We start from the raw sequence: 22,603 nt of genomic DNA, 5'->3' as shown, positions 1-22,603 counted from the left end.
ATGACGACAGCCCCCGAGCTGACCGCCGAACCCACCGCGTTGCCGACCAGCCTGGTCAAGCCCCTGTTCGATCGCGCGGTCGCCGGTGGTGCGCCCGCGGTGGCGGTCTTCGCCCCGGCCACCGGACACAAGATCGGCGACCTGCCGCAGTCCTCCATCGCCGATATCGAGCGCGCCTTCGCCGTCGCCCGGCACGCGCAGCGCGACTGGGCCAAGGTCCCGGTCAAGGAGCGCGTGGAGATCGTGCGCCGCTTCCACGACATCGTGCTCGCCGAGCAGGACACCATCCTCGACATCGTGCAGACCGAGACCGGCAAGTCCCGCCCGCACGCCTTCGACGAGGTCGCCGACGTCGCGCTGAACTCGCGCTACTACGCCGCTGTCGCCCCCAAACTGCTCGCCGACCGCAAGCCGCGCGGCGTGCTGCCGGTGCTCACCTCGGTCGAGGTGCACAACCGGCCCAAGGGCGTCGTCGCGGTCATCTCGCCGTGGAACTACCCCCTCGCGCTGTCGGCCTCCGACGCCCTGCCCGCCCTCATCGCGGGCAACGCGGTCGTCGCCCGCCCGGACAACCAGACCGCCCTGTCGGCGCTCTGGGCCATCGACGCCGCCGAGCGCGCCGGACTGCCGCGGGGACTGTGGCAGGCCGTGCTGGGCCGTGGCCGCGAGATCGGCGGCGACGTGATCGCCCGCGCCGACTACGTCGACTACACCGGCTCCTCGGCCACCGGCCGCACCATCGCCCAGCAGGCCGGTGAGCGCCTGATCGGCTACTCGCTCGAGCTCGGCGGCAAGAACCCGCTGCTGGTGCTGGCCGACGCCGATGTCTCCAAGGCCGCCAAGCTGGCCGTGCGCGCCAGCTTCGCCTCGGCCGGGCAGCTGTGCGAGTCGATGGAACGCATCTACGTCGACGCCTCGGTCTACGACCAGTTCGTCGCCGAGTTCGTCGGCAACGTGAAGAACATGTCGCTCGGTGGCGAGCTCGACTACAGCCGAGACATGGGCTCGCTGACCTTCCAGCGCCAGCTCGACACCGTCTCCGCGCACGTCGAGGACGCCGTCGCCAAGGGCGCCAAGGTGCTCGCCGGTGGCCGCGCCCGCCCGGACCTGGGCCCGTACTTCTACGAGCCCACCGTGCTGGCCGACGTGCAGCCCGGCATGACGGTCTACCGCGAGGAGACCTTCGGCCCGGTCGTCTCGGTCTACAAGGTCGACTCCGACGAGGCCGCCGTCGAGGCCGCCAACGACACCGCCTACGGCCTCAACGCCAGCGTGTGGAGCAAGGACATCGAGCGCGGCAAGCGTGTCGCCGCCCAGATCAACGCGGGCTCGGTCAATGTCAACGAGGGCTTCATCGCCGCGTGGGGCAGCGTGGACGCGCCCTCGGGTGGCCTTGGCATCTCGGGTCAGGGCCGCCGCCACGGTCCCGAGGGCCTGCTCAAGTACATCGACACCCAGACCGTCGCGGTGCAGCACGTGCTGCCGATCGCGCCGCTGCCGGGCATGTCCGAGCAGATGTGGGCCAAGACGATGACGCTGGTCTTCGGCGTCATGAAGACGCTGCGCCAGAAGTAGCGACGAGAACAGAAGCAGGGGATAGGTAGCCAGATGAAGTTGGAAACGGTCGCGGGCAAGCGGGTGCTGGTCACCGGTGCCGCCATGGGTCTCGGCAAGCTGTTCGCCGAGCACGCGGTGCGCGAAGGCGCCGACGCGGTGGTGCTGTGGGACGTCAACGAGCTCGCTCTGCGCGAGACCGCCGCCCAGCTCACCGCCCTGGGCGGCAAGGTGCACCCGTACGTGGTGGACGTGTCCTCGCCGGACTCCATCCGGGAGAACGCCGAGTCGGTGCGCAAGGAGGTCGGCGGCATCGACATCCTGGTGAACAACGCGGGCATCGTGCGCGGCAACACCTACTTCTGGGAAACCGAGAACCGCGCCGACATCGATAAGACCATGGCGATCAACTCGCTGGCGCCGATGTACATCGCGCTGGAGTTCCTGCCCGGCATGGTCGCCGGTGCCGGTGAGGCGCGCATCCTCAACATCGCGTCCTCGGCCGGTCTGGTGTCCAACCCGCGCATGGCCGTGTACGCGGCCTCGAAGTGGGCGGCGCTGGGCTGGTCGGACTCGGTGCGCCTGGAGCTCGAGCAGGCGGGCCACGAGCACGTCAAGGTGACCACGGTCTGCCCGACCTACATCAACACCGGCATGTTCGACGGCGCCAAGGGCTTCCTGTTCACCCCGATCCTCGAGCAGCAGGAGGTCGTGGAGACCTCCTGGACCGAGATGAAGAAGGGTGGCGCGCTGGTGGTGCTGCCGTGGACCTCGCGGATGAACCGCGCGATCTCCGGTCTGCTGCCGCTGAAGGTGCGCGACTTCTACCTCAACGCGGTAGGCGTCTACCACTCGATGGATCAGTTCACCGGCCGCAAGTAGGCACTCGATGCCGCTGCCCCCGCCGACGCGCAGGTCGGCGGGGGCAGCGCCGTTTCCGGCACCGGATGACAGCGTGCATCGACTGCCAGCGCGCCCGATTCCGGTAAGGTATGGGGCTGTCCCAGCCACGCACGGCGCGATCGGGCACAATGGACGCGCGATCGGGCACCGTGGTGCGAATCAGCGCGGGCGCGTGCCGATCGCGACCGTCGCGTAGTACTCCTCGGACTGCTCGATCCGCGGCACCAACCCGTGCGCGACCAGCGCGGCGTCGGCGGCGTCGATCTGCTCGTTCCCGATCTCGATCAGGACCGACCCGCCCGGTCCCAGCCAGCGGGCGGCCCCTGCGACCACCCGGCGGAACACATCGAGCCCGTCGGCCCCGCCGTCGAGGGCGACCAGCGGCTCGTGCTCGCGGGCCTCGGGCGGCAGATCCGCGACCCGGGAACTGGGCACATACGGCGTATTCGCCAGCAGCACATCGACGCGCCCGCGCAGATCGGCGGGCAGCGCGTCGAACAGGTCACCGGCGAACACCGGCGCGCTCACCGGCGCGAGATTCTCCCGCGCGCACGCCACGGCGACCGGATCGATATCGGCGGCGACGAGCTCCACGGCATGCCCGCGCTCGGCCAGCTCGCTGGTGGCGCTGAGCCCGAGCGCCCCGCACCCGCAGCACAGGTCGACGACACAGACCTGCTCGGACCCGTCCGCGACCCCCGCCACCGCCCGCTCCACCAGGAACGCGGTGCGCTGCCGCGGCACGAACACCCCCGGCCGCACCCCGACCCGCAATCCACGGAACTCGACCCAGCCCAGCAGATACTCCAGCGGCGTCCCCGCCACCCGCTGGGCGAGCAACGCGCTCAGCCGCGCGTCGTCCCCGGCGGCGGCCTCGATCAGCAGGGCCGCCTCGTCCTCGGCGAACACGCAGCCCGCGCCGCGCAGTGCCGAGATCACCGGACCGGCCGTGACATCACCCATGCGGAGATTGTCCCGTGCCGGGCAAGCGAATTACCGGCGGCTCAGCGCGAGCTGTCGAGCTCGAAGGTGCGGGTGGCGTCGAGGTAGATCCCGCGCTGGGCGTTGCGCGCGGGCGGCGGCAGCTGCGAGACCAGCTCCTCGAGCGAGGTCATCGCACCGACGACATTCGTGCCCGCCACGATGAAATCGGCGACGGCGCGGCGGATGTGGTTCGGCGAGGTCACCACCACGGCGCTGGTCGCGCCGAGATCGCGCAGCAGCCGGGAGCTGAACAGCGCGTTCTGCACCGTCGACCCGGCCCGGTCCTCGACGTGGATACGGTCGGCGGGCAGACCCCGCCCGATCAGCCAGCGCCGCATGGCCTCGGCCTCGGAGATCCCGTTCTGCGGATTGCCGCCGGTGACCACGACCGGGGAGAACGGCGCCGCGATCGCCTGGATCCAGGCCGCGGTGAGCCGGTTCACCAGTTCGGGACGCAGCGCGCCGTCGGGCAGCAGGCCGTAGCCGAGCACCACGATGCCGGTCTGCGGGCCGACCAGCGCGGGCAGCGGATTGGGCAGGGTGGACACGGCGGCGGTCACCGCGTGCAGCACCCGGTTGGTGCCCGCGGCCATGCCCGCGTCGACGGTGCTCAGGCGGGCCAGCGCCTCGCCGACCGCGGCCGGGTCCCCGGCGTAGTGCGACCAGATCGCCTGCAGGGCGAGCGCTTCGGCGTCGTGCGGGTCGGCGGCGATCAGGGCGCGCAGATCGGCACGGCCCGCGGCGTCGTCGCCGTCGAGGAAGTGCTGCTGGGCCGAGTTGTACAGCGCGGTCACATCGCCCTCGGCGGTGGCCGGGCCGATCCCGGCGGTGGTGAGCGCGGCCACCACGGCGGCGGCCGCGGCCACCTGCTTGACATGCCTGGAGATCTTCACAACAGTCGACACCCTTCCCGCGAACGGATCGGTACGTGCTGGCGGAGCTGACGGCAGAGCTGCGGACACAGTACGGCCGGGTCCGCCCGGGTCCGTGGAGGCCCGGCCGCACCGCGCGTCGCGGCCCGGCGGTCCGGTACCCACCCGGCGGCGGATAAGCTGACCCACCGTGGATACCGCTTCGCTGACCGGCAAGGAACTCGCCGCCGCCATCAACGCCGACACGAAGGAGCGCGCCGCCGCGCTCACGACCGCGGGCACCGCCCCGACGTTGGCGCTGATCGTCGCCAACGACGACCCCGCCAGCGCCTGGTACGTGAACTCCCTGCGCAAGGCCGCCGAACGGCTCGGCATCGCCTGCGAGCGCATCGATCTGGGCGCCGACGCGAGCGCCGAGCAGATCCGCGCCGAGCTGTCCGCGCGCAGCGCCGACCCGGCCACCGACGCGATCATGCTGCAGACCCCGCTGCCCGCCGGTGTCGCCCTCGACGACGTCAGCTCGGCCATCGCCGCGGGCAAGGACGTCGACGGCGTGAGCCCGCTGTCGCTGGGCCTGCTGGCCTCCGGCCTGGACGGCTTCGTCCCCGCCACCTCCGAGGCCGTGGTGGAGCTGCTCAAGCATCACGGCATCGCGCTGCACGGCAGGCCGGTCACCGTCGTCGGGCGCTCCAATATCGTCGGCAAGCCGCTCGCGCAGCTGCTGCTCGCCGAGCACGCGACGGTCACCGTGGCGCATTCGCGCACCGCGGATCTGGCCGCGGTCACCGCGCCCGCCGAGATCGTGGTCGCGGCCGCGGGCCGGATCGGGCTGGTCACCGGCGAGCACGTCGCCGAGGGCGCCGTGGTGATCGACGTGGGCACCAACGAAGCCGCCGACGGGGGCATCGTGGGTGACGTGGACGCCGCCTCGGTGCTCGGCAAGGCCGCCGCGCTGAGCCCCGTCCCCGGTGGCGTCGGCCCGGTGACCACGGCGCTGCTCATGCGGCACGTGGTCGTCGCGGCCGAGAAGGCCCGCGCCTGACCGGCTTTCGCCGCCTCGACCGGGTCTAGCGGACCGGCCCGATCGAGGTGATCAGGGTCTTGCCGCCGATCTCGGCGGTGCCGACCAGTTGCGGGTTGTAGCGGATCGGCACCTCGTCGGGCCGGTACTCGGTGATGGTCACGTAGTAGCGGCCGTCGGGTCCGGCGGGCGAGATCGCCAGGCAGTGCGTGGTTCCCACCGGAATGGTGTCGATCCCGGCCTGGATCGCCGCACCCGAGGGCAGCGCGGCATCGGCGGCCACCAGGGTGCGGGCCTGATCGCCGGAGCGCGCCACGTAGTAGGCGTGCTGGAAGGCGAGGATGGCCGCGATCCCGTTCTCGGTGCCGCCGGGCCCGTTGCCCTGGATCTGGTTGCCCACCTGCTGGGCCGGGCAGGCCCCGGCCGCGGGGGCGCTCTCGATCGGCGTGCTCGCCGCGGTGGATTCCGGTGCGGGACCGCGGAACTGGAGATAGCCCCCGCCGATCAGCACGGCCCCGGCGACCGAGGCGGCCAGCGGCGCGGCCCAGCGCGGGGCGCGGCGGCGGCGCGAGCGGTCGATCATCCGCGCGAAGACCTCGTCGTCACCGTGGTAGTCCGGTGCGGGACGGGCGGGTTCGGTGTCCTGCGGTTCCCACGGCGCGCGCACGGGCAGCGGCGCGACGGCGGCGACGGGAGCGACAGGCGGTTCGGGAGCGCGGGTTTCGGGGGTGATGATCGGCAGTTCGTCGGTGTCGGGGCCGTTGTCGGGCTCCTCGATGGCGAACGCGGTGTCGGGAAGCGCGTGGCGCGCGACGGGATCGAAGCGGCCACCGACCACCGGGAGCTTGTCGGTGGGGAAGCTGTCCTCGGTGAGCACCGCCGAGACCGGGATCACCGGGATGCCCGCGGGCGTGGTCGGCCCGCCTTCTACCCGGTGCCGAGGCCGCCGAGCCCCGTTCGGTCTGTGCGCGTCCGGTCGATCCATCGCCCCACCTTCATCAGGCTGTCGCCGTCAGGTCTGTCTCGCAACGATTTCGTTACGGGGCACGATACTGCGCTGACGGTGGGATCGCCGAATGCCACGAGGGAATCACTCACCAGTGAATGTAGACCTGGTCACCGATGCCGACGTTCTCGTAGTACCAGGCGGCATCGTCGGGGGCGAGATTGATGCAGCCGTGGCTGACATTGGCATTGCCCTGGGAGTCCACCGACCACGGCGCGGAGTGTACGAACACCCCACCCCAGGTGAGCCGCACGGCCCATTCACCGTCGATGATGTAGCCCTCGGGGGAGTCCAGCGGAATGCCGATGGTGCGCGAGTCGAAGACCAGCGAGCGGAACTTCTCCAGCACCGGGAAGGTGCCGGTGGGCGTTTCGAAGCCGGGCTTGCCCATCGAGGCGGGCATCGTGCGGACCACCTGGCCGCCGATGCTCACGGTGAAGGTGTGCGCGGACATGTTCGCCTCGGCGTACACCCCGCCGTTGGTCTGGAACTCGGTGCGCTGGTTGCCGAATCCCACCGAGATCGGCGAGCTCGCGGGCAGGGTGCCCGCCGAGGTCCACTGCAGGTGGGTGTCGTCGAGCCAGGCGAAAGTGCCCGGCAGCGCGTCCCCGGCGCGGACCGAGGCGGCGCGCTCGGCGCCCGCCCGATCGGTGACCGGAGCGGCGAAGGTGAACGTCACCGGGGCGGCGATCCCGACGACCTGCCCGGGCGCGGGGGAGATCCCGGTGAGCCGGGCGGTGGGCGCGTCGGCGACGACGGCCGCGGACGCGGCGCCCGACCAGAACGCGGCCAGCACTGCCGCCATGATCGAGACGAACAGGAAACGAAGTGCGCTCCTCATAAACGCCACCCCTTCACTCACTCGTAGGCGGACACCAAGTCTAGGCGGCCATGATCAACTCGACCTATCGAAGTGATAACGGCCGCCCGGCCCACCGGTGTGTCGTCTTGTGTCCGCGCTGGTGAGGCACTCGAAAAATCGTTCCCGGTTCGAGACCCGGCCGACGATCACCGGGTCCGCCGCGAATCCGGCTCCGGCTCCGGCGATCTCGCCGCCGCCGGGGCCGCCGGACTCAGCCGCGCACCGCGCGCAGCACGTCGCCGTGCAGGGCGTCGGCGCGGGCGGCGATGGTGTCCACCCGCAGCAGGGTGGCGGCGAAAGGGTCGCCCAGATCGGCGGGCAGCGAGCCGACATTGATCTCGATATTGAGCTGGGAGCTCAGGGCGGCGGCGCGGGCGGCGTCGGCGGCGGCACCGATATCGGTGACCACGTTCGGGTTGCCGATCGGGAGCAGTTCGGCGGCCAGCGAGAGGATCTCGTCGGCCTCGTCGACCACCGCGGCGGGCACCCGGGCGGCCTCGACCAGCGCGGCGTTGATCGCCGCGGTGCGGGCGGCGACCTCGGCGTCGGTGGCCTTGGGCAGCTTGTAGGCGGCGCCGACGGCGGTGAACGCGGCGGCGTCGGCGTCGGCGAGGGCCAGCGCGCGGGTGCGGGCGGCGTCGGCGGCCTCGATGAGGCGCTCCACGACCGGCTTGTGCTCGGCGTCCTTGGCGCGGGTGGTGTAGCGCGCCACCATCGCCACCAGCGCCGCGGCCTGGGCGGCGTGCAGCGCGGCCACCGCGCCACCGCCGGGGGCGGGCACCTTCGCGGCCAGATCCGACAGGTACTGCTCGAGGGTCACCGCACCGAAGGAGGGGGCGATCTGCTGCGGCGAGACGGTGGGCTGCGACACGACGGGGTGGCCTTTCGATGCGGCGGGAACTGCGACGGTGATCGGCGTCAACGCTACCGGGTGCCCGCCCGGGAATCCCGCCCGACCAGCACCGGTCCCGACAGACCGACCGGTCGGGGTGCGTGCGGTGGCCGGGGCTATGTTGGGTGCATGCGCATCGGATTGAGCATCAACTACTCGGGCGGTTTCAAGGAGGTGGCGGCCGAGGTCGCCGACCTGGAACGCGCCGGCCTCGATATCGTCTTCGTGCCCGAGGCGTACTCGTTCGACGCGGTGAGCGCCCTGGGCTACCTGGCCGCCCGCACCGAACGCGTGCAGCTGGCCTCCGGCATCCTGCAGCTCTACACCCGCACCCCGAGCCTGACCGCGATGACCGCCGCCGGTCTGGACTTCGTCTCCGACGGCCGGTTCATCCTCGGCATCGGCGCCTCCGGCCCGCAGGTGATCGAGGGCTTCCACGGCGTGCCCTACGACGCCCCGATCGGGCGCACCCGCGAGCTGGTGGAGATCTGCCGCCAGGTCTGGCGCCGCGAGAAGCTGAACTACCAGGGCAAGTACTACCAGATCCCGCTGCCCGCCGAGCGCGGCACCGGCCTGGGCAAAGAGCTCAAGCTGATCAACCGTCCGGTGCGCGAGGACATCCCGGTGCTGCTGGCCGCCCTCGGCCCGAAGAACGTGGAACTGGCCGCCGAGGTCGCCAACGGCTGGCAGCCCATCTTCTTCCTGCCGGAGAAGGCGAACGACGTGTGGGGCGAGGCGCTGGCCGCGGGCAAGGCCAAGCGTGATCCCGCGCTCGGCGAGCTCGACATCTTCGCGGGCCCGCCGCTGGCCATCGGCGAGAACGTCACGCCGCTGCTGGAATTCGTCAAGCCGCACCTGGCGCTCTACATCGGCGGCATGGGCGCCAAGGGCAAGAACTTCTATCACACGCTGGCCACCAAGTACGGCTACGGCGCCGCCGCCGACCGCATCCAGGAGCTGTACCTGGCCGGTGACAAGCAGGCCGCCGCCCAGGCCGTGCCCGACGACTTGGTCCGGGACGTGTCGCTGATCGGCACCGAGAGCTTCGTCAAGGAGCGCGTCGCGGCCATGGCCGAGGCCGGTGTCACCACGCTCAATGTCGTGCCGCTGGCCGAGGACGCCAAGGGCCGGATCAGGCTGATCGAGCAGCTGCGCGGCCTCTGCTGAGACCCCCGCACACGACGACGCGCCGCCGTCCGGAGCCGATCCGGGCGGCGGCGCGCGCGTTGTCCGTGGTCAGGACGTGAACGAGGCCAGCGCGGCGGCCAGCGTGGTGTGCATGGCGAACACCTGGTCCAGGCTGGTCATCTTCAGCTGACGGCTGGTGGCTGGCCCGTCGGCGACCACCGCGATCTTGGTGGTCTCACCCGCGCGCTGATGCGCGGCGACCAGCGTCGCCATCCCGGCCGAGGCCAGGAACCCGACCGCGGTCAGGTCGATCACCAGGCTGGCCGGTTTGTCCGCGAGGATCGCCTCGATGGTGGCGTCCAGTGCGGGTGCGGTGGCCAGGTCGACCTCGCCGGTCACGGTGAGGACCGTGACGCCGTCGTGGACCGCCGTCGTGGTGGTCATCGTGTCCGTGAGGGGATACGCGTCTCCGGAAGAGTTGGTCACAACTCCAACAACACACAAGTTCGCCGGATAACGCAAGCCCGCGGCACCCGCGCGCACGATCGACGGCATGGTGAACGAGGCGACCAGCCCGAATAACCTCAACCTTCGCTGAGGTCGCCGTTCCGACCGGTCGGAACGGGTATGCGGGGTGGGCCCCCGGGTCTCGCGGACTAGTCGTACTGTGTCTGCGTGAACATCGATGTGACGCCTTTACCGGGGATCGGCGTATGCAAGGACTTTCCGCTCGCGGAGGCTCGTCGCCGGATCGGCGTGATCGAGCATCGCGACGGCTCGGTCGACCTGGTCGTCTCGCGGCCCGGCGATTACGACACGACGACCTCGATTCCGTTGTCGGTGACCGAGATCGGGGTGCTGGCGGGTTTACTCGGCGCGCCTCAGGTGGTGCAGAAGACGCAGGCCGTGCCCGGCGTCGGCGAGCTCTCGACCAGGCAGTTCGCCATCGACCGGGGCAGCCCGTTCGACGGTCGGCCGCTGCGCGACACCGAGATGCGTACGCGCACCAAGGCTTCGGTGGTCGCGGTGGTCCGCGCCGGTGAGGTGACCCCTTCGCCCGGAACGGATTTCACCTTCATCGCCGGTGATCTGGTGGTCGTCGTGGGCACTGAAGAGGGCTTGGAGGCGGCCGCCCGGCTGCTCGACCAGGGCTGACTGTCGGCGACGATAGTAAAGAGAAGGTAAGGTATCGCCTAGCTGAGGTTAGGTGATCGAATGAATGTAGATGTGACTTCCCTGCCGGGAATCGGTGTCCGGAAAGAATTTTCGCTGACGAAGGTGGACCGCCGCATCGGGGTGGTCGACCACCGGGACGGCGGAACCGACCTGATCTTCACCAAGGTCGGTGACGCGGACTCGACAGTGCAGATCCCGCTGTCGGATACCGAAGCCCGGACCCTGGCGAGCCTGCTCGGCGCGCCGCAGCTCGTCGCGCAACTGCGCGAGGAGCACCGTGAACTCGACGGCGTGAGCACCCGCTCGCTGCCGGTCCCGCCGAACTCGCCGTTCGCGGGCAAACGACTGGGCGACACCGAGATGCGGACCAGGACCCGCGCCTCGATCGTCGCGGTACTGCGCGCGGGGCAGGTACACGCCTCGCCCGGACCCGAATTCGGGTTCGTCGGCGGCGACATGGTCGTCGTCGTGGGTACCAATGCCGGGCTCGACGCCGCCGCCTCGATCCTCTCCGGCGGCTGAGCCCGTGCAGATCAGTGGAACAACGCTGGCATTGATCCAGCTGGGGGCAGTGTTCTTCGGATTGGGTGTGCTGGGTCGCATCGCGGCGCGCATCGGCCTCTCACCCATTCCGCTCTATCTGATCGGTGGCCTGGTCTTCGGCACCGGCGGACTCATCGAGCTGCACGAGGTGGAGGACTTCATCCACCTGGCCAGCGAGATCGGTGTGGTCCTGCTGCTGTTGCTGCTCGGGCTCGAATACACCGCCGGTGAGCTCGTCACCGGCATGCGTAAATCCTGGCCCGCGGGCCTGCTCGACCTGGTGCTCAACGCGACCCCGGGCGTCATCGTGGCGCTCATGCTCGGCCTCGGGCCGACCGGCGCGATCGCCATGGCCGGTGTGACCTACATCTCCTCCTCCGGCATCGTGGCCAAGGTGCTCAACGACCTGGGCCGCCTGGGTAACCGCGAGACGCCGACCATCCTGTCGATCCTGGTGTTCGAGGATCTGGCGATGGCGGTCTACCTGCCGGTCCTCACCGCCGTGCTGGCCGGTGTCGGCTTCGTCGCGGGGCTCACCACCGTGGGTATCGCGCTGGTCGCGGTGACCGTGGTGCTCGTGGTCGCGCTGCGCTACGGCAAATACGTCTCGGCCATCGTGGCCAGCGAGGATCGCGAGATCTTCCTGCTCAAGCTGCTCGGTTCGGCGCTGCTGGTGGCGGGTATCGCCTCGGCGGTGCAGGTCTCCGCGGCGGTCGGCGCCTTCCTGCTCGGTATCGCGATCTCGGATTCGACCGCGCACGACGCCACCAAGATCCTCGAACCGCTGCGCGATCTGTTCGCGGCGATGTTCTTCGTGCTCTTCGGCCTGAGCACCGATCCGGCGAGTATCCCGCCGGTGCTCGGCTGGGCGATCCTGCTGGCCGTGGTCACCACCGCGACCAAGATCGCCACCGGCTGGTGGGCGGCCAAACGCGCCGGTGCCTCGCAACTGGGCCGGGCGCGCGCGGGTACCGCCCTGGTGGCCCGCGGTGAGTTCTCGATCGTCATCGCCGGTCTTGCGGTGGCCGCGGGCGCGGTGCCCGACGAGTTCGCCGCGCTGGCCACCACCTACGTGCTGCTGATGGCGGTCATCGGCCCGATCGGCGCGCGCGTGGTGGAACCGGTGATGCGCCTGATCGTCGGCCGCAAGCAGGCCGTGAAGGTGGATCCGGTCTCCGAGTGAGACCCGGTCGTGGCCCCCGCAGCGCGTCGCTGCGGGGGCTTTCGTCGTACTCACGGCTCGATCAATCCGGCGCGGATGGCGTAGCGGGTCAGGTCGAGCCGGTCGCGCAGGCCGAGTTTCTGCAGGATATTGGCCCGGTGCCGGTCGACGGTCTTGGCGCTGATCACCAGTTCGCCCGCGATCTCGCGCGCGGAGTAGCCCTCGGCGATCAGCTTGAGCACCTCTTCCTCGCGCGGGGTGAGGATGGTCTCGGGCAGGGTCGAGCCCTGGCGGGCCAGCTGCAGGTAGTCGCGCACCAGCGCGGTGACGGCGCCGGGATAGAGGAACGACTCGCCGCGCATGGTCGCCCGGCAGGCCTCGATGAGGTCGCGGTCGGCGACCGACTTGAGCACGTACCCGGAGGCGCCCGCCTTCAGTGATTCGAAGAAGTACTGCTCGTTGTCGTACATCGACAGCATCAGGATGCGCACCGAGTGGTTGTTCCTGGTGATCTCGCGCGCGGCCTGGATGCCGGTCATCCGGGGCATGGCGATATCGAGGATCACCAGGTCGATCTCGTCCTCGGCGAGGGCGTTCACCGCGTCGTAGCCGTTGGCGGCCTCGGCGACCACGACCAGGTCCGGCTCGTTGTCCAGGATCATCCGCAGGCCGGAGCGGACCAGCGCGTGGTCGTCGGCCAGCAGGATCCGGGTGGGGGCGTTCACGCGGGCACCCCCTCGCGCCGGGCGGCGACCGGGATGATCAGTTCCACCGCGGTCCCGCCGGAATCGGGGGAGGTGATGGTGAGCGTCGCGTCCACCAGCATGGCGCGCTCGCGCATACCGCGGATACCGGCGCCGTCCTCGACTGCACCGCCACGACCATTGTCGGTCACCTGCAGGATCACGCAGTCCTCTCTGGGTCGGATCACCAGGGTCACTTCGTCGGCGCCCGCGTGGCGCAGCACATTCGTCAGGCTCTCCTGCGCCACCCGGTAGCAGACCAGCTCGATATCGGGGTCGAGCCTGCTCAGTTCCGGGTCTACCTCGCGACGCACGGAAATGCCCGCGGAGCGGGTGAATTCGTGGCACAGCGCGGTGATCGCGCTCGGTAGCCCGAGGTCCTCGAGCACGTCGGGCCGCAGCCGCGAGGCGATGCCGCGCACCTCGTCCAGGCAGCCGCGCACCGTCTCCTGCGCCGCCTCGACGTCCTCGCGCAGCCCGGTGGGCGCCCGGTCGACGACGCGCTTGAGCCGCAGCAGCGCCACCGTCAGGCTCTGGCCGATCTCGTCGTGCAGTTCGCGGGCGATGCGCCTGCGCTCGCCCTCCTGGGCGGCCAGCGCGGTGCCGCCGGCCACCGAGCGTTCCGCCTCCAGCCGGTCGAGCATGGCGTTGAAGGTCTCGATCAGCTGGTGGAAATCACCGCTGGCGGGCCGGTCGACCCGGGCCGCGCGGCGCGGCGGATCGACCCGCCGCATGGAGGCCACCAGCTCGTTGAGCGGAGCCAGGCTGCTGCGCAGCGCGAGCGCGTTGGCGGTGAGGATCACCGCCAGCCCGATGACCAGCACCGGGACCTCGGTCAGCCGCAGCCGGGCCGAGACGGTGGCGGGCGAGAACGCCAGGACCAGCGTGCCGAGGGTGAAGATGACGCCGTTGAGCAGGCAGATGCGCCAGAACAACGCCGTTACCGGCGTGCTGATTCGCTGCTCACGTCCTGCTCGCAGCGCTGCGAGACGGTTCATGCCACCAGCATGCGTGCGCGCTTCCTTTCTGTCCATGGGGCACGGCACCCATCGCGGCGCCCGATCCGGGCGGTGCCGGTGCGCGGAAATGGGTGTCAGCGCCGATGGTGGCTTCCGGTCCGCCGACCGAGACTCAGTGCAGACGCAATCGACCGTGCCAGGAAGGACCGCTGGGGATGGATATCGACCGGACGACGATCCCAGGGGCAGGCGTGCTGCACAGCTTCCGCACCCGCGGTGGTGCCCGATTCGCCCTGCTCACCGAGACGTCGGGCCGCCACCGGCTGCTCGGCTACACCGACGGCAGTGACGAGCCCACGGTCGACATCGCCCTGGAACCCGACGAGGCCGACCAGGTCGCCGAGCTGATGCACAGCAGCCCGCTCACCGACCGGCTCGCCCGCCTGGAACAGCGACTAGACCTCCTGACCGGGAAGCGAGCCCATCCTTGAGCACTGTCGAATCCCCACGGAGCCACGCCATGCGCGCACGCGATATCGCGATGAATCTGCCGACCGTTCGCACCTCCGATCCGGTCTCGCGGGCGGTGCGCCTGATGGTGGTCAATCGGCTGCCGGGCCTGATCGTCGTCGACGAGGCCGACCGGCCGGTCGCGGTGTTGCCCGGCACCCAGGTGCTGCGCCTGGCGATCCCGGCCTCCTACCACGACGATCCGACGCTGGTGCGCACCATCGACGAGGTGCACGCCGACCTGTTCTGGCAGGAGCCGGGCAGCCTGACCGTCGGCGACTGCCTGCCCGACGGCGCGATCAAGCCGGCCACCGTCGCACCCGACGCGACGCTGCTCGAGATCGCGATCCTGATGGCGCGCAAGCACAGTCCGCTCATCGCCGTGGTCGACCGTTCGCGCACCCTGCGCGGCGCGATCACCCTGGAACGGTTGCTGACGAGCCTCGCCGTCGTCGGCCCCGGCGACTGAGGGCGCGGGCCGATGGCCGCAGCCCTCGCCGTGCTCATCTTCGTGGTGGCGTTCTTCTTCATCGCCACGGAGAAAGCCGACAAGGTCAAGACCGTCCTGATCGCCGCGGGCCTGATGGCCGTGCTGGGCTTGATCCCCGGCGAGGAAGTGTTCTTCTCGCCGCACGAGGGCATCGACTGGAATGTCATCTTCCTGCTGCTCGGGATGATGATCATCGTCGGCGTCGTCAAACAGACCGGCCTGTTCGACTATCTGGCGATCTGGTCGGCCAAACGTTCCCGGGGCAATCCGTACCGGCTGATGGTGATGCTCATGCTCATCACCGCGGTCGCGTCCCCGTTCCTGGACAACGTCACCATCATCATGCTGGTGGCGCCGGTGACGCTGGTGGTGTGCCGCAGGCTCGGCATCGCCGCCCAGCCGTTCATCATCGCCGAGGTGCTGGCCTCCAATATCGGCGGCGCGGCCACCCTGATCGGCGATCCGCCCAACATCATCATCGCCAGCCGCGCTGGCCTGACCTTCAACGACTTCCTCGTGCACATGGCACCGATCGTGGTGATCACCTTCGTGCTGTTCGTCCTGCTGACCCGGGTGCTGTTCCGCTCGGCGCTCAATACCGATCCCGGCTCGGTGGAGGCGGTGATGGCGCTGCAGGAACGTCGCGCGATCCGCGACCCGAAGCTGCTGGTGCGGTCGATGATCGTGCTGACCGGTGTGGTGATCGGGTTCTGCCTGCACAGCGTGGTGCACGTCGCGCCGTCGGTGATCGCGCTGGTGGGCGCGGGTGTGATGGTGCTGGTCTCGCGGCTGGATCTCGGTGACATCCTGGCCGAGGTGGAGTGGCCGACGCTGGTGTTCTTCATGGGCCTGTTCGTGATGGTCGCGGGTCTGGTGCATACCGGGGTGATCTCGGCGATCGGCACTTTCGCGACCGAGCTGGTGGGCGACAATTTCTTCGCCGCCGCGACCGCGCTGGTCTTCGGTTCGGCCATCCTGGGCGCGTTCGTCGACAACATCCCCTATACCGCGACCATGGCGCCGGTGGTGGAGGACCTCGTCGCGGGCGCTCCGGATCCGGCCACCGGTCAGTCGCTGTGGTGGGCCTTCGCCCTGGGCGCCGACTTCGGCGGCAACGGCACCGCGGTGGCGGCCAGCGCCAATGTGGTGGCGCTGGGGATCGCGGCGCGAGCGGGCCAGAAGATCACCTTCTGGCAGTTCACGAAGTACGGCATGCTGGTCACCCTGCTGAGCAGCACGATCGCCTGGATCTACGTCTGGGTCCGGTACTTCTGATGGTGTTGGTCAGCCGGTGCGCCGGGTGACCAACCGGTGGACGAGCCGGGCCGCGGTGCGAGCGGTCCGGCCGTCGGCGTCCAGGCCGGGGTTCAGCTCGGCGATATCGGCCACCGCGAGCAGGCCGCTCGCGCTCACCTGATCGCAGACCGCCTGCACGACGGGCAGGGCGAGGCCGAACGCGGCCGGGGCGCTCACCCCGGGCGCGACGGCGGCGGGCAGCACGTCGAGATCGACGGTGAGATAGGCCAGGTCGATCCCGGCCAGGAACTCCGCGACGAAGGCGGTGACCCGGGCCGGGTCGGCGCAGTCGTCGTCGAGGAGGTAGCGCACGCCGAGCCGGTCGGCGGTGGCGAACAGGGCGGCGGTATTGCTGGGCTGGCTGATCCCGAGCACCGCGTAGCGCACGTCGGGATCGGCCGCGAGGATCTGCCGGAACGGGGTGCCCGAGCTGGCGATCGGGTCGGGGCGCAGGTCGAAATGCGCGTCCAGGTTGAGGATTCCGACGGTGCTGCCCGGTGTGCGCCGGGCGGATCCGGCCAGCCCGAGGTAGGTGCCGACGGCGACCTCGTGCCCGCCGCCCAGGATCACCGGGAACTCTCCGGCGTCGAGCAGTGCCGAGACCGTGTCGCCGAGGCGCCGCTGACCGTCCTCGAGCTGCCCGTCGGTCACCGTGATCGTGCCCGCGTCGCAGGCGCGCAGGGGAGTGGGCAGTGCCATCGGGGCGAGGGCCCGCCGGAGCGCGTCGGGGCCTTCGGCCGCGCCGGGTCTGCCCTGATTGCGGCGCACGCCTTCATCGCTGGCGAAGCCGACGAACACGCAGGCACCCGGAGTCGCGCCGGGCGCGTACGGTGTGACGACCTGGTGCCAGCGCAGCTGGTCGGGGGCGGTGCCGTCGACGCGGCCGGTCCAGACATCGTCGGGGGACATGGCACCTCACTTCCGCGCGACGAGTGCGCCGCCACGCCACACCCGGCTGATCAACGGGACACCGGGCCGGTAGGTCAGGTGCAGGTGGGAGGGGGCGTCCAGGGCGAGGGCGTCGGCCCGGGCGCCGGGCGTGAGTACGCCGATATCGGTGCGCCGCAAGGCTTTCGCCCCGCCCGCGGTGGCCGCGTGGACGGCCTCGTCCGGGGTCATGCCCAGTTCGCGCACCGCCAGGGCGAGACAGAACGGCAGGCTCGTGGTGTAGCTGGTGCCCGGATTGCAGTCCGCGCCCAGCGCTACCGTGACGCCCGCGTCCAGCAGCGCGCGAGCATCGGGATAGCGATTGCGCGTGCAGAAGTCGGCGGCGGGCAGCAGAGTGGCGACAGTGTCGCTCTCGGCCAGCGCGGCGATATCGGCGGCGTCGACGTGCACCACGTGATCCACCGAGGCGGCCCCCAGCTCGACGGCCAGCCGCACCCCCGGCCCGTGGCGCAGCTGGTTGCCGTGCACCCGTGGCACCAGCCCGTGCGCGATCCCCGCGGTGAGCACCGCGTGCGCCTGATCCCGGTCGAAAGCGCCCCGCTCGCAGAAGACATCGATCCACTTCGCGTGCGGGGCGCACGCCGGGATCATCCGCTCGACCACCATCGCGACATAGTCGTCGGCGCGCCCCGCGTACTCCGGCGGTGGCACGTGCGCGGCGAGCAGCGTCACCTCCTCGGTGGCCGCGCCCGCGATCCGGACACAGCGCAGCTCGTCGGCCACGGTCTGCCCGTAGCCGCTCTTGACCTCGACGGTGGTGCTGCCCGCGCGCACCGACTCGTCGAGCAGGCGCCGCAGATTCGCGTCCAGTTCCGCATCGCTCGCCGCCCGCGTCGCCGCGATGGTGGTGCGGATGCCCCCGGCACCGTACGGTCGCCCGGCCATCCGCGCCGCGAACTCCTCGGCCCGATCCCCGGCGAACACCAGATGCGAGTGCGACTCCACGAACCCCGGCAGCACGGCCCGCCCGTCGAGGTCGATCCCGTCGTCGGCGGCCGGCGCGTCGGCACTGTCACCCACCCACACCACCCGCTCGTCCTCGAACACCAGCGCGGCCTCATGCCGAATCCCGAGCGGGCCTTCGCCGAGCGCCGGATCATTGGTGACGAGCGTGCCGATCCCGCTCAGCACAGTGGTGGGCACGGGCGAACCTCCTGGTGACGAGCGGGTGCCGAGTCACGTCCGCTAGTCATCTTCCTCGTCCGGACGAGGCGGAGCGCGCAGGCGCGGCCACGGGTTCTCGACACGGAACCGATCCCGGCACCGGCGAGCTGGGCACGCGATCCAGCTCGACCCGGCGCTGCTGGTGGCCGTCGTCGAGACCCGGGTCAAGGCGGTGTCGAGCCGCGATGCCATGCACAGCACTACCGCCACCTCCCCGCGGTACCGGCCGTGGGCCGAGTCCTCGCGCGCCGAGGCCACCCCCCGGTCTTGCTCCGGATCGCCACCGCGCGCGACGCGCCCTGTGTGGCTATGACGCCGGTGCCGGTCCGGGGCATCCTGTCTTATAGGGGTTCCGGTGCCTACCGCCCAGCGCCGGGTGCGCGGGTGCCCGGTGCGGTCGGGTGTCCGTGGTCGGGCGCCTGAGGTTTCGGCCAGCGACAGCGACGGGAGAGTTCGTGAGTATCGATTCCGGGCAACCGGTTGTCGTGGGGGTCGGGCCGGTGACGCCCGCCGAGGTCGTGCGGGTGGCGCGTGGTGGCGCTGGGGTGCGGCTGTCGGGCGAGGCGCTGGACGCGATCGCTGCCAGCCGGGCCCGGATCGAGGCGCTGGCCGCTGAACCGCGACCGGTGTACGGCGTCTCGACCGGCTTCGGGGCGCTCGCCGTCCGGCACATTCCGGAACATTCGCGCACGCAGTTGCAGCGGAGCCTGGTGCGCTCGCATGCCGCGGGTTCCGGTCCCGAGGTGGAGCGGGAGGTGGTGCGGGCGATGATGCTGCTGCGCCTGTCGACCCTGGCCACCGGGCACACCGGGGTGCGGCCGATCCTCGCCGAGACCTACGCGGCGCTGCTGTCGGCGGGGATCACCCCGGTCGTCCACGAGTACGGCAGTCTCGGCTGTTCCGGCGACCTCGCGCCGCTGGCCCACGTGGCACTGGCGGTCATGGGGGAGGGAACCGTGCGCGATGCGGCCGGGACGCTGCTGCCCGCGGCGGCGGCCCTGGGCGCGGCGGGGATCGTGCCGGTCGAGCTGGCGGAGAAGGAAGGGCTGGCGCTGATCAACGGCACCGACGGCATGCTCGGCATGCTGATCCTGGCCTGTCACGATCTGCGCGCCCTGCTGCGGCTGGCCGATGTCACCGCCGCGATGAGCGTGGAGGGTTTGCTCGGCACCGACAGGGTCTTCGCCGCCGATCTCCAGGCCCTGCGCCCGCAGCCCGGCCAGGCCGTCGCCGCGGCGAATATGCGACGCCTGCTGACGGATTCGGCCATCGTCGCCAGCCACGCGACACCCGACTGCACCGTCGTCCAGGACGCGTACTCGCTGCGCTGCGCCCCGCAGGTGGCCGGTGGCGCCCGCGACACCCTGGCTCACGCCGAACGGGTCGCGGGCCACGAACTGGCCGCCGCCATCGACAATCCCGTGGTCACGGGCGACGGCCGGGTGGAGTCCAACGGCAACTTCCATGGCGCCCCGCTGGCCTACGTGCTGGACTTCCTGGCCATCGTCACCGCCGACGTGGCGGGCATGAGCGAACGCCGCACCGACCGCTTCCTCGACCCCGCCCGCAACCACGGCCTGCCCCCGTTCCTGGCCGACGACCCCGGCGTGGACAGCGGCCACATGATCGCCCAGTACACCCAGGCCGCCCTCGTCGCCGAACTCAAACGCCTGGCCGTGCCCGCCTCGGTCGACTCCCTCCCGTCCTCGGCCATGCAGGAGGACCACGTCTCCCTGGGCTGGTCCGCCGCCCGCAAACTCCGCCGCGTCCTCGACGCCCTCACCCGCGTCCTCGCCATCGAGGCCCTCACCGCCGCCCGCGCCCTCGACCTCCGGGCCCCCCTCACCCCGGCCCCCGCCACCGCCGCCGTCGTCACCACCCTCCGCACCTGCATCCCCGGCCCCGGCCCCGACCGCCACCTCGCCCCCGACATCGAAGCCGCCGTCGACCTGGCCACCTCCGGCGCCCTGGTTGTGGCCGCCGAGTCGGTCATCGGCCCACTCGGCTGACCCACTGCTGCTGTGGCGACGTGGTGGCTGGCCGTTTTCGGCTGACCCGCCGCTGCCTCCGGCACCGTCGGCTCGATGGTCCGGATCACGGCCGGGCGGCGGCCGCCTGCTCGATCTGGTGAAGCCGCGCTGCGCGCACCCGCTCGGTGGCGCGGTCCGGGATCACGACCGGGTGGAGACCGCCGTCCCGATTTCGGTCAGGCCACGCAGGACTCCGGGCAGTGGTCCTTCGTGCAGCACGCCGAGGCGCTGGGTGGCGCGGGTCAGGGCCACGTACAGTTCGGCCGCGCCGCGTGGGCCGTCGAGGATGATCCGTTCCGGGTCGACCACCAGGACCGCGTCGTACTCGAGCCCCTTCGTCTCCGAGGCCGGGATCGTGCCGGGCACCCCGGGCGGACCGATCACCACACTGGTGCCCTCCCGCTGCGCCTCCGCGTGCTCGAATTCGGCGATGGCCGCGGGCAATTCGGCCGTGGTCACCGCGCGTGACCACGGCGCCACCCCGCACGCGCGCACCGACTCGGGCGGCCGGACCTCGGGCGCGAACTCGGCCAGTACCGCGGCGGCCACCGCCATGATCTCTGCGGGGGTGCGGTAGTTCACCGACAGCGGGCGATAGACCCAGCGGCCGGGGACGTATGGGTCGAGCATCGCGTCCCACGAGGTGGCGCCCGCGGCCGCGCGGCGCTGGGCCAGGTCACCCACGATCGTGAAGGACTTGCCGGGGCACCGGCGCATGAGGACCCGCCAGTCCATCGCCGAGAGCTCCTGGGCCTCGTCGACCACGATGTGGCGGTAGGTCCAGTCCCGGTCGGCGGCGGCCCGCTCGGCCAGTTCGCGGGTGTCGCGTTCCACGAAGCGGTCGGCCAGGTCCTCGGCGAAGAGCATGTCGGTGGCGAACAGGTGGTCCTCGTCGTCCATCATGTCCTCGCGCGAGACCATGTTCTCCAGCACCGCCGCCGCGTAGGCGGCCTGCGCCTTCGCCTCCTTCTCGGCGGTCCGGTCGACCGGTTCGTGCGGGCCGAGCAGATCGATCAGCTCGTCGAGCAACGGCACATCCGACACCGTCCAGGCGGCCCCGTCGGCACGCCCCAGCACCGGATCCGCCCCGGCCGCGGCCAGCCGCTCCGGCGACGAGTACAGCTGTCCCAGCAGGGTTTCCGGCGTCAGGACCGGCCACAGCTCGTCGATCGCGGCAGTGAACGCGGGCGTCTCGGCGAGCTCGGCCAGCAGGTCGGTGCGGACCTGCTCCCACGCCGCGCGATCGGAACGGCTCAGCCATCCGTTGCCGATCCGCCCGATCGCCCGCTCGGTGAGTGCCCAGGTGAGCACCTCCAGGAAGGTGGCGCGGGCCTGATTGTGCGGGCGGCCGGTGGCGCGGGCCTCCGCGCGTGCCCACTCGGTGAGCGCGGCATCGATGCGCACCGGCACATCGGCCAGCTCGATGACGATCGGTTCGGCGGGCAGCCGCTGCCGGTCCGCGATGGCCGCCGCGAGCACCGTCAGGATCTCGGTCGACCCCTTCACCCGGGCCGCCTCGGGGGCGTCCTCGGCGGTGACCTCGAGCCCGGGCAGCAGTCCACCGGTGGTCGTGAACACCACATTCGTCTCGCCCAGCGACGGCAGCACGTGCGAGATGTGCTGCAAGAAGGCCGGATTCGGGCCGACAATCAGCACACCCTGCCGTTCCATCCGCTCCCGCTGCGTGTAGAGCAGGTAGGCCACCCGGTGCAGCGCCACCACCGTCTTGCCGGTGCCGGGACCGCCCTCGATCACCAGCACGCCGGGATGATCGAGCCGGATGATCTCGTCCTGCTCGGCCTGGATGGTGGCCACGATGTCGCGCATCCCCGGTCCACGCGGGGCCGCCACCGCCGCCAGCAGTGCCGCGTCCCCGGAGTCCCCGGCCTCGGGCCTGCCCAGCACCTCGTCGGTGAAGCCGATCACCCGCCTGCCCCGGGAATGGAACTGACGGCGCCTGCGCGTGTTCTCCGGGCTGGCCGCGGTGGCCACATAGAACGGCCGCGCGGCCGGTGCCCGCCAGTCCAGCAGCAGCGGTTCGAAGTCGTTCGCCTCGTCGAACAGGCCGATCCGGCCGATATACGAGTGCTCGCCGGTGACGGCGTCGAGCCGCCCGAAACACAACCCGTTATCGGCGATATCGAGCCCCTTCGCCTCCTTCGCCAGCGCCCGGACCTCGAACTCACGCTCCATCGGCGAACCACCGTCCCCGCGCAACGCGGCGGTGTAGCGGCCACGCACCCGCGCGCGCTCGGCATCGAGCCGTGTGTAGAGCCCGTCGACATACTGCCGCTCGGACCGTAGTTCCTCGTCGTACCTGTGCTCGGACATGTTCTCCTGATCGTCGAAAGCCGAAGTCG

22 protein-coding genes are annotated in these 22,603 nt (G+C 71.0%); 11 read left to right on the top strand and 11 right to left on the bottom strand.

Features of this window, described 5'->3' with window-relative positions; all coding sequences use genetic code 11:
* On the top strand, window positions 1-1,575 hold the full coding sequence (locus tag WA675_RS09545) for a succinic semialdehyde dehydrogenase (RefSeq protein ID WP_336083736.1): 1,575 nt from the start codon (window positions 1-3) through the stop codon (window positions 1,573-1,575).
* A 33-nt stretch (window positions 1,576-1,608) separates the two neighbouring features.
* The gene (locus WA675_RS09540; RefSeq protein ID WP_336083735.1) at window positions 1,609-2,436 is read left to right on the top strand and encodes an SDR family NAD(P)-dependent oxidoreductase; all 828 of its coding nucleotides are present in this window, start codon (window positions 1,609-1,611) and stop codon (window positions 2,434-2,436) included.
* 180 nt (window positions 2,437-2,616) lie between these two features.
* Here WA675_RS09540 and WA675_RS09535 read toward each other — a convergent pair whose 3' ends face one another.
* Together WA675_RS09535 and WA675_RS09530 are read right to left on the bottom strand one after the other, a co-directional pair.
* On the bottom strand, window positions 2,617-3,420 hold the full coding sequence (locus WA675_RS09535; RefSeq protein ID WP_336083733.1) for a putative protein N(5)-glutamine methyltransferase: 804 nt from the start codon (window positions 3,418-3,420) through the stop codon (window positions 2,617-2,619).
* 41 nt (window positions 3,421-3,461) lie between these two features.
* Entirely contained in the window at window positions 3,462-4,334 is an 873-nt protein-coding gene (locus WA675_RS09530; RefSeq protein ID WP_336083731.1) for a YdcF family protein, read from the bottom strand.
* A gap of 169 nt (window positions 4,335-4,503) precedes the next feature.
* Here WA675_RS09530 and WA675_RS09525 point away from each other — a divergent pair, with 169 nt between their 5' ends.
* The gene (locus WA675_RS09525; RefSeq protein ID WP_336083729.1) at window positions 4,504-5,355 is read left to right on the top strand and encodes a bifunctional 5,10-methylenetetrahydrofolate dehydrogenase/5,10-methenyltetrahydrofolate cyclohydrolase; all 852 of its coding nucleotides are present in this window, start codon (window positions 4,504-4,506) and stop codon (window positions 5,353-5,355) included.
* Between the two features lie 25 nt (window positions 5,356-5,380).
* Here the strand turns inward: WA675_RS09525 and WA675_RS09520 are convergent, their stop codons facing one another.
* From WA675_RS09520 to WA675_RS09510, 3 genes are all read right to left on the bottom strand, one after another.
* Window positions 5,381-6,319: a hypothetical protein gene (locus WA675_RS09520; protein ID WP_336083727.1), complete on the bottom strand. Its 939-nt coding sequence runs from the start codon at window positions 6,317-6,319 to the stop codon at window positions 5,381-5,383.
* A 109-nt stretch (window positions 6,320-6,428) separates the two neighbouring features.
* The gene (locus WA675_RS09515; RefSeq protein WP_336083726.1) at window positions 6,429-7,181 is read right to left on the bottom strand and encodes a L,D-transpeptidase; all 753 of its coding nucleotides are present in this window, start codon (window positions 7,179-7,181) and stop codon (window positions 6,429-6,431) included.
* 232 nt (window positions 7,182-7,413) lie between these two features.
* Window positions 7,414-8,073, bottom strand: a complete 660-nt coding sequence (locus WA675_RS09510) for a cyclodeaminase/cyclohydrolase family protein (protein ID WP_336083724.1) — start codon at window positions 8,071-8,073, stop codon at window positions 7,414-7,416.
* 150 nt (window positions 8,074-8,223) lie between these two features.
* Between WA675_RS09510 and WA675_RS09505 the strand changes: the two genes are divergently transcribed.
* On the top strand, window positions 8,224-9,261 hold the full coding sequence (locus WA675_RS09505) for an LLM class F420-dependent oxidoreductase (protein ID WP_336083722.1): 1,038 nt from the start codon (window positions 8,224-8,226) through the stop codon (window positions 9,259-9,261).
* Between the two features lie 69 nt (window positions 9,262-9,330).
* On the opposite strand, the gene WA675_RS09500 is transcribed toward WA675_RS09505, so the two are convergent.
* Window positions 9,331-9,666, bottom strand: a complete 336-nt coding sequence (locus WA675_RS09500; protein ID WP_336083720.1) for an STAS domain-containing protein — start codon at window positions 9,664-9,666, stop codon at window positions 9,331-9,333.
* 231 nt (window positions 9,667-9,897) lie between these two features.
* Here WA675_RS09500 and WA675_RS09495 point away from each other — a divergent pair, with 231 nt between their 5' ends.
* From WA675_RS09495 to WA675_RS09485, 3 genes are read left to right on the top strand one after another with little or no spacing between them, the layout of a single operon-like run.
* Window positions 9,898-10,377 (top strand): cation:proton antiporter regulatory subunit, encoded by a 480-nt coding sequence (locus tag WA675_RS09495; RefSeq protein WP_336083718.1) that lies wholly within the window; start codon window positions 9,898-9,900, stop codon window positions 10,375-10,377.
* A 60-nt stretch (window positions 10,378-10,437) separates the two neighbouring features.
* Window positions 10,438-10,920 (top strand): cation:proton antiporter regulatory subunit, encoded by a 483-nt coding sequence (locus WA675_RS09490; protein ID WP_336083716.1) that lies wholly within the window; start codon window positions 10,438-10,440, stop codon window positions 10,918-10,920.
* 10 nt (window positions 10,921-10,930) lie between these two features.
* On the top strand, window positions 10,931-12,124 hold the full coding sequence (locus WA675_RS09485) for a cation:proton antiporter (protein WP_336084171.1): 1,194 nt from the start codon (window positions 10,931-10,933) through the stop codon (window positions 12,122-12,124).
* A gap of 50 nt (window positions 12,125-12,174) precedes the next feature.
* Here WA675_RS09485 and WA675_RS09480 read toward each other — a convergent pair whose 3' ends face one another.
* Complete coding sequence (locus WA675_RS09480) at window positions 12,175-12,828, bottom strand: response regulator transcription factor (RefSeq protein ID WP_336083714.1); 654 nt, start codon at window positions 12,826-12,828, stop codon at window positions 12,175-12,177.
* Window positions 12,825-13,844 carry a sensor histidine kinase gene (locus tag WA675_RS09475; RefSeq protein ID WP_336083712.1) on the bottom strand — a complete coding sequence of 340 codons (1,020 nt, stop codon included), beginning with the start codon at window positions 13,842-13,844 and terminating at the stop codon, window positions 12,825-12,827. Before WA675_RS09475 ends, WA675_RS09480 begins: the two co-directional genes overlap by 4 nt.
* A gap of 176 nt (window positions 13,845-14,020) precedes the next feature.
* On the opposite strand from WA675_RS09475, the gene WA675_RS09470 reads away from it, so the two are divergent.
* The 3 genes from WA675_RS09470 to WA675_RS09460 are packed head-to-tail and all read left to right on the top strand — an operon-like array spanning window position 14,021 to window position 16,080.
* A complete protein-coding gene (locus WA675_RS09470; RefSeq protein WP_336083710.1) occupies window positions 14,021-14,296 on the top strand; it encodes a hypothetical protein in 276 nt (91 codons plus the stop codon).
* 29 nt (window positions 14,297-14,325) lie between these two features.
* Complete coding sequence (locus WA675_RS09465) at window positions 14,326-14,784, top strand: CBS domain-containing protein (protein WP_336083708.1); 459 nt, start codon at window positions 14,326-14,328, stop codon at window positions 14,782-14,784.
* A 12-nt stretch (window positions 14,785-14,796) separates the two neighbouring features.
* Entirely contained in the window at window positions 14,797-16,080 is a 1,284-nt protein-coding gene (locus tag WA675_RS09460; protein ID WP_336083706.1) for an ArsB/NhaD family transporter, read from the top strand.
* Between the two features lie 9 nt (window positions 16,081-16,089).
* On the opposite strand, the gene hutG is transcribed toward WA675_RS09460, so the two are convergent.
* Window positions 16,090-17,010 carry a formimidoylglutamase gene (hutG, locus tag WA675_RS09455; RefSeq protein WP_336083704.1) on the bottom strand — a complete coding sequence of 307 codons (921 nt, stop codon included), beginning with the start codon at window positions 17,008-17,010 and terminating at the stop codon, window positions 16,090-16,092.
* A gap of 6 nt (window positions 17,011-17,016) precedes the next feature.
* Window positions 17,017-18,192: an imidazolonepropionase gene (gene hutI / locus WA675_RS09450; RefSeq protein WP_336083702.1), complete on the bottom strand. Its 1,176-nt coding sequence runs from the start codon at window positions 18,190-18,192 to the stop codon at window positions 17,017-17,019.
* A 440-nt stretch (window positions 18,193-18,632) separates the two neighbouring features.
* Between hutI and hutH the strand changes: the two genes are divergently transcribed.
* A complete protein-coding gene (gene hutH, locus WA675_RS09445; protein WP_442945604.1) occupies window positions 18,633-20,222 on the top strand; it encodes a histidine ammonia-lyase in 1,590 nt (529 codons plus the stop codon).
* A 162-nt stretch (window positions 20,223-20,384) separates the two neighbouring features.
* On the opposite strand, the gene helR is transcribed toward hutH, so the two are convergent.
* A complete protein-coding gene (gene helR / locus WA675_RS09440) occupies window positions 20,385-22,574 on the bottom strand; it encodes an RNA polymerase recycling motor ATPase HelR (RefSeq protein WP_336083700.1) in 2,190 nt (729 codons plus the stop codon).
* Window positions 22,575-22,603: the final 29 nt, after the last annotated feature.

Origin of the sequence: Nocardia sp. SSK8, from assembly GCF_037034205.1 — a bacterium.
Classification (GTDB): Bacteria; Actinomycetota; Actinomycetes; order Mycobacteriales; family Mycobacteriaceae; genus Nocardia.
The sequence above is the reverse complement of the archived record's forward strand: the minus strand, read 5'-3'. Positions and strand labels throughout refer to the sequence as shown.

What these genes read in the sequence shown, in the direction of transcription:
- WA675_RS09535 (WP_336083733.1), bottom strand. Translation starts at nt 3,420, where the DNA reads ATGGGTGATGTCACGGCCGGTCCGGTGATCTCGGCACTGCGCGGCGCG.
- WA675_RS09505 (WP_336083722.1), top strand. Translation starts at nt 8,224, where the DNA reads ATGCGCATCGGATTGAGCATCAACTACTCGGGCGGTTTCAAGGAGGTG.
- helR (WP_336083700.1), bottom strand. Translation starts at nt 22,574, where the DNA reads ATGTCCGAGCACAGGTACGACGAGGAACTACGGTCCGAGCGGCAGTAT.
- WA675_RS09520 (WP_336083727.1), bottom strand. Translation starts at nt 6,319, where the DNA reads ATGGATCGACCGGACGCGCACAGACCGAACGGGGCTCGGCGGCCTCGG.
- WA675_RS09470 (WP_336083710.1), top strand. Translation starts at nt 14,021, where the DNA reads ATGGATATCGACCGGACGACGATCCCAGGGGCAGGCGTGCTGCACAGC.
- WA675_RS09545 (WP_336083736.1), top strand. Translation starts at nt 1, where the DNA reads ATGACGACAGCCCCCGAGCTGACCGCCGAACCCACCGCGTTGCCGACC.
- WA675_RS09500 (WP_336083720.1), bottom strand. Translation starts at nt 9,666, where the DNA reads ATGACCACCACGACGGCGGTCCACGACGGCGTCACGGTCCTCACCGTG.
- WA675_RS09540 (WP_336083735.1), top strand. Translation starts at nt 1,609, where the DNA reads ATGAAGTTGGAAACGGTCGCGGGCAAGCGGGTGCTGGTCACCGGTGCC.
- WA675_RS09465 (WP_336083708.1), top strand. Translation starts at nt 14,326, where the DNA reads ATGCGCGCACGCGATATCGCGATGAATCTGCCGACCGTTCGCACCTCC.
- WA675_RS09515 (WP_336083726.1), bottom strand. Translation starts at nt 7,181, where the DNA reads ATGAGGAGCGCACTTCGTTTCCTGTTCGTCTCGATCATGGCGGCAGTG.
- WA675_RS09475 (WP_336083712.1), bottom strand. Translation starts at nt 13,844, where the DNA reads ATGAACCGTCTCGCAGCGCTGCGAGCAGGACGTGAGCAGCGAATCAGC.
- WA675_RS09460 (WP_336083706.1), top strand. Translation starts at nt 14,797, where the DNA reads ATGGCCGCAGCCCTCGCCGTGCTCATCTTCGTGGTGGCGTTCTTCTTC.
- WA675_RS09490 (WP_336083716.1), top strand. Translation starts at nt 10,438, where the DNA reads ATGAATGTAGATGTGACTTCCCTGCCGGGAATCGGTGTCCGGAAAGAA.
- hutG (WP_336083704.1), bottom strand. Translation starts at nt 17,010, where the DNA reads ATGTCCCCCGACGATGTCTGGACCGGCCGCGTCGACGGCACCGCCCCC.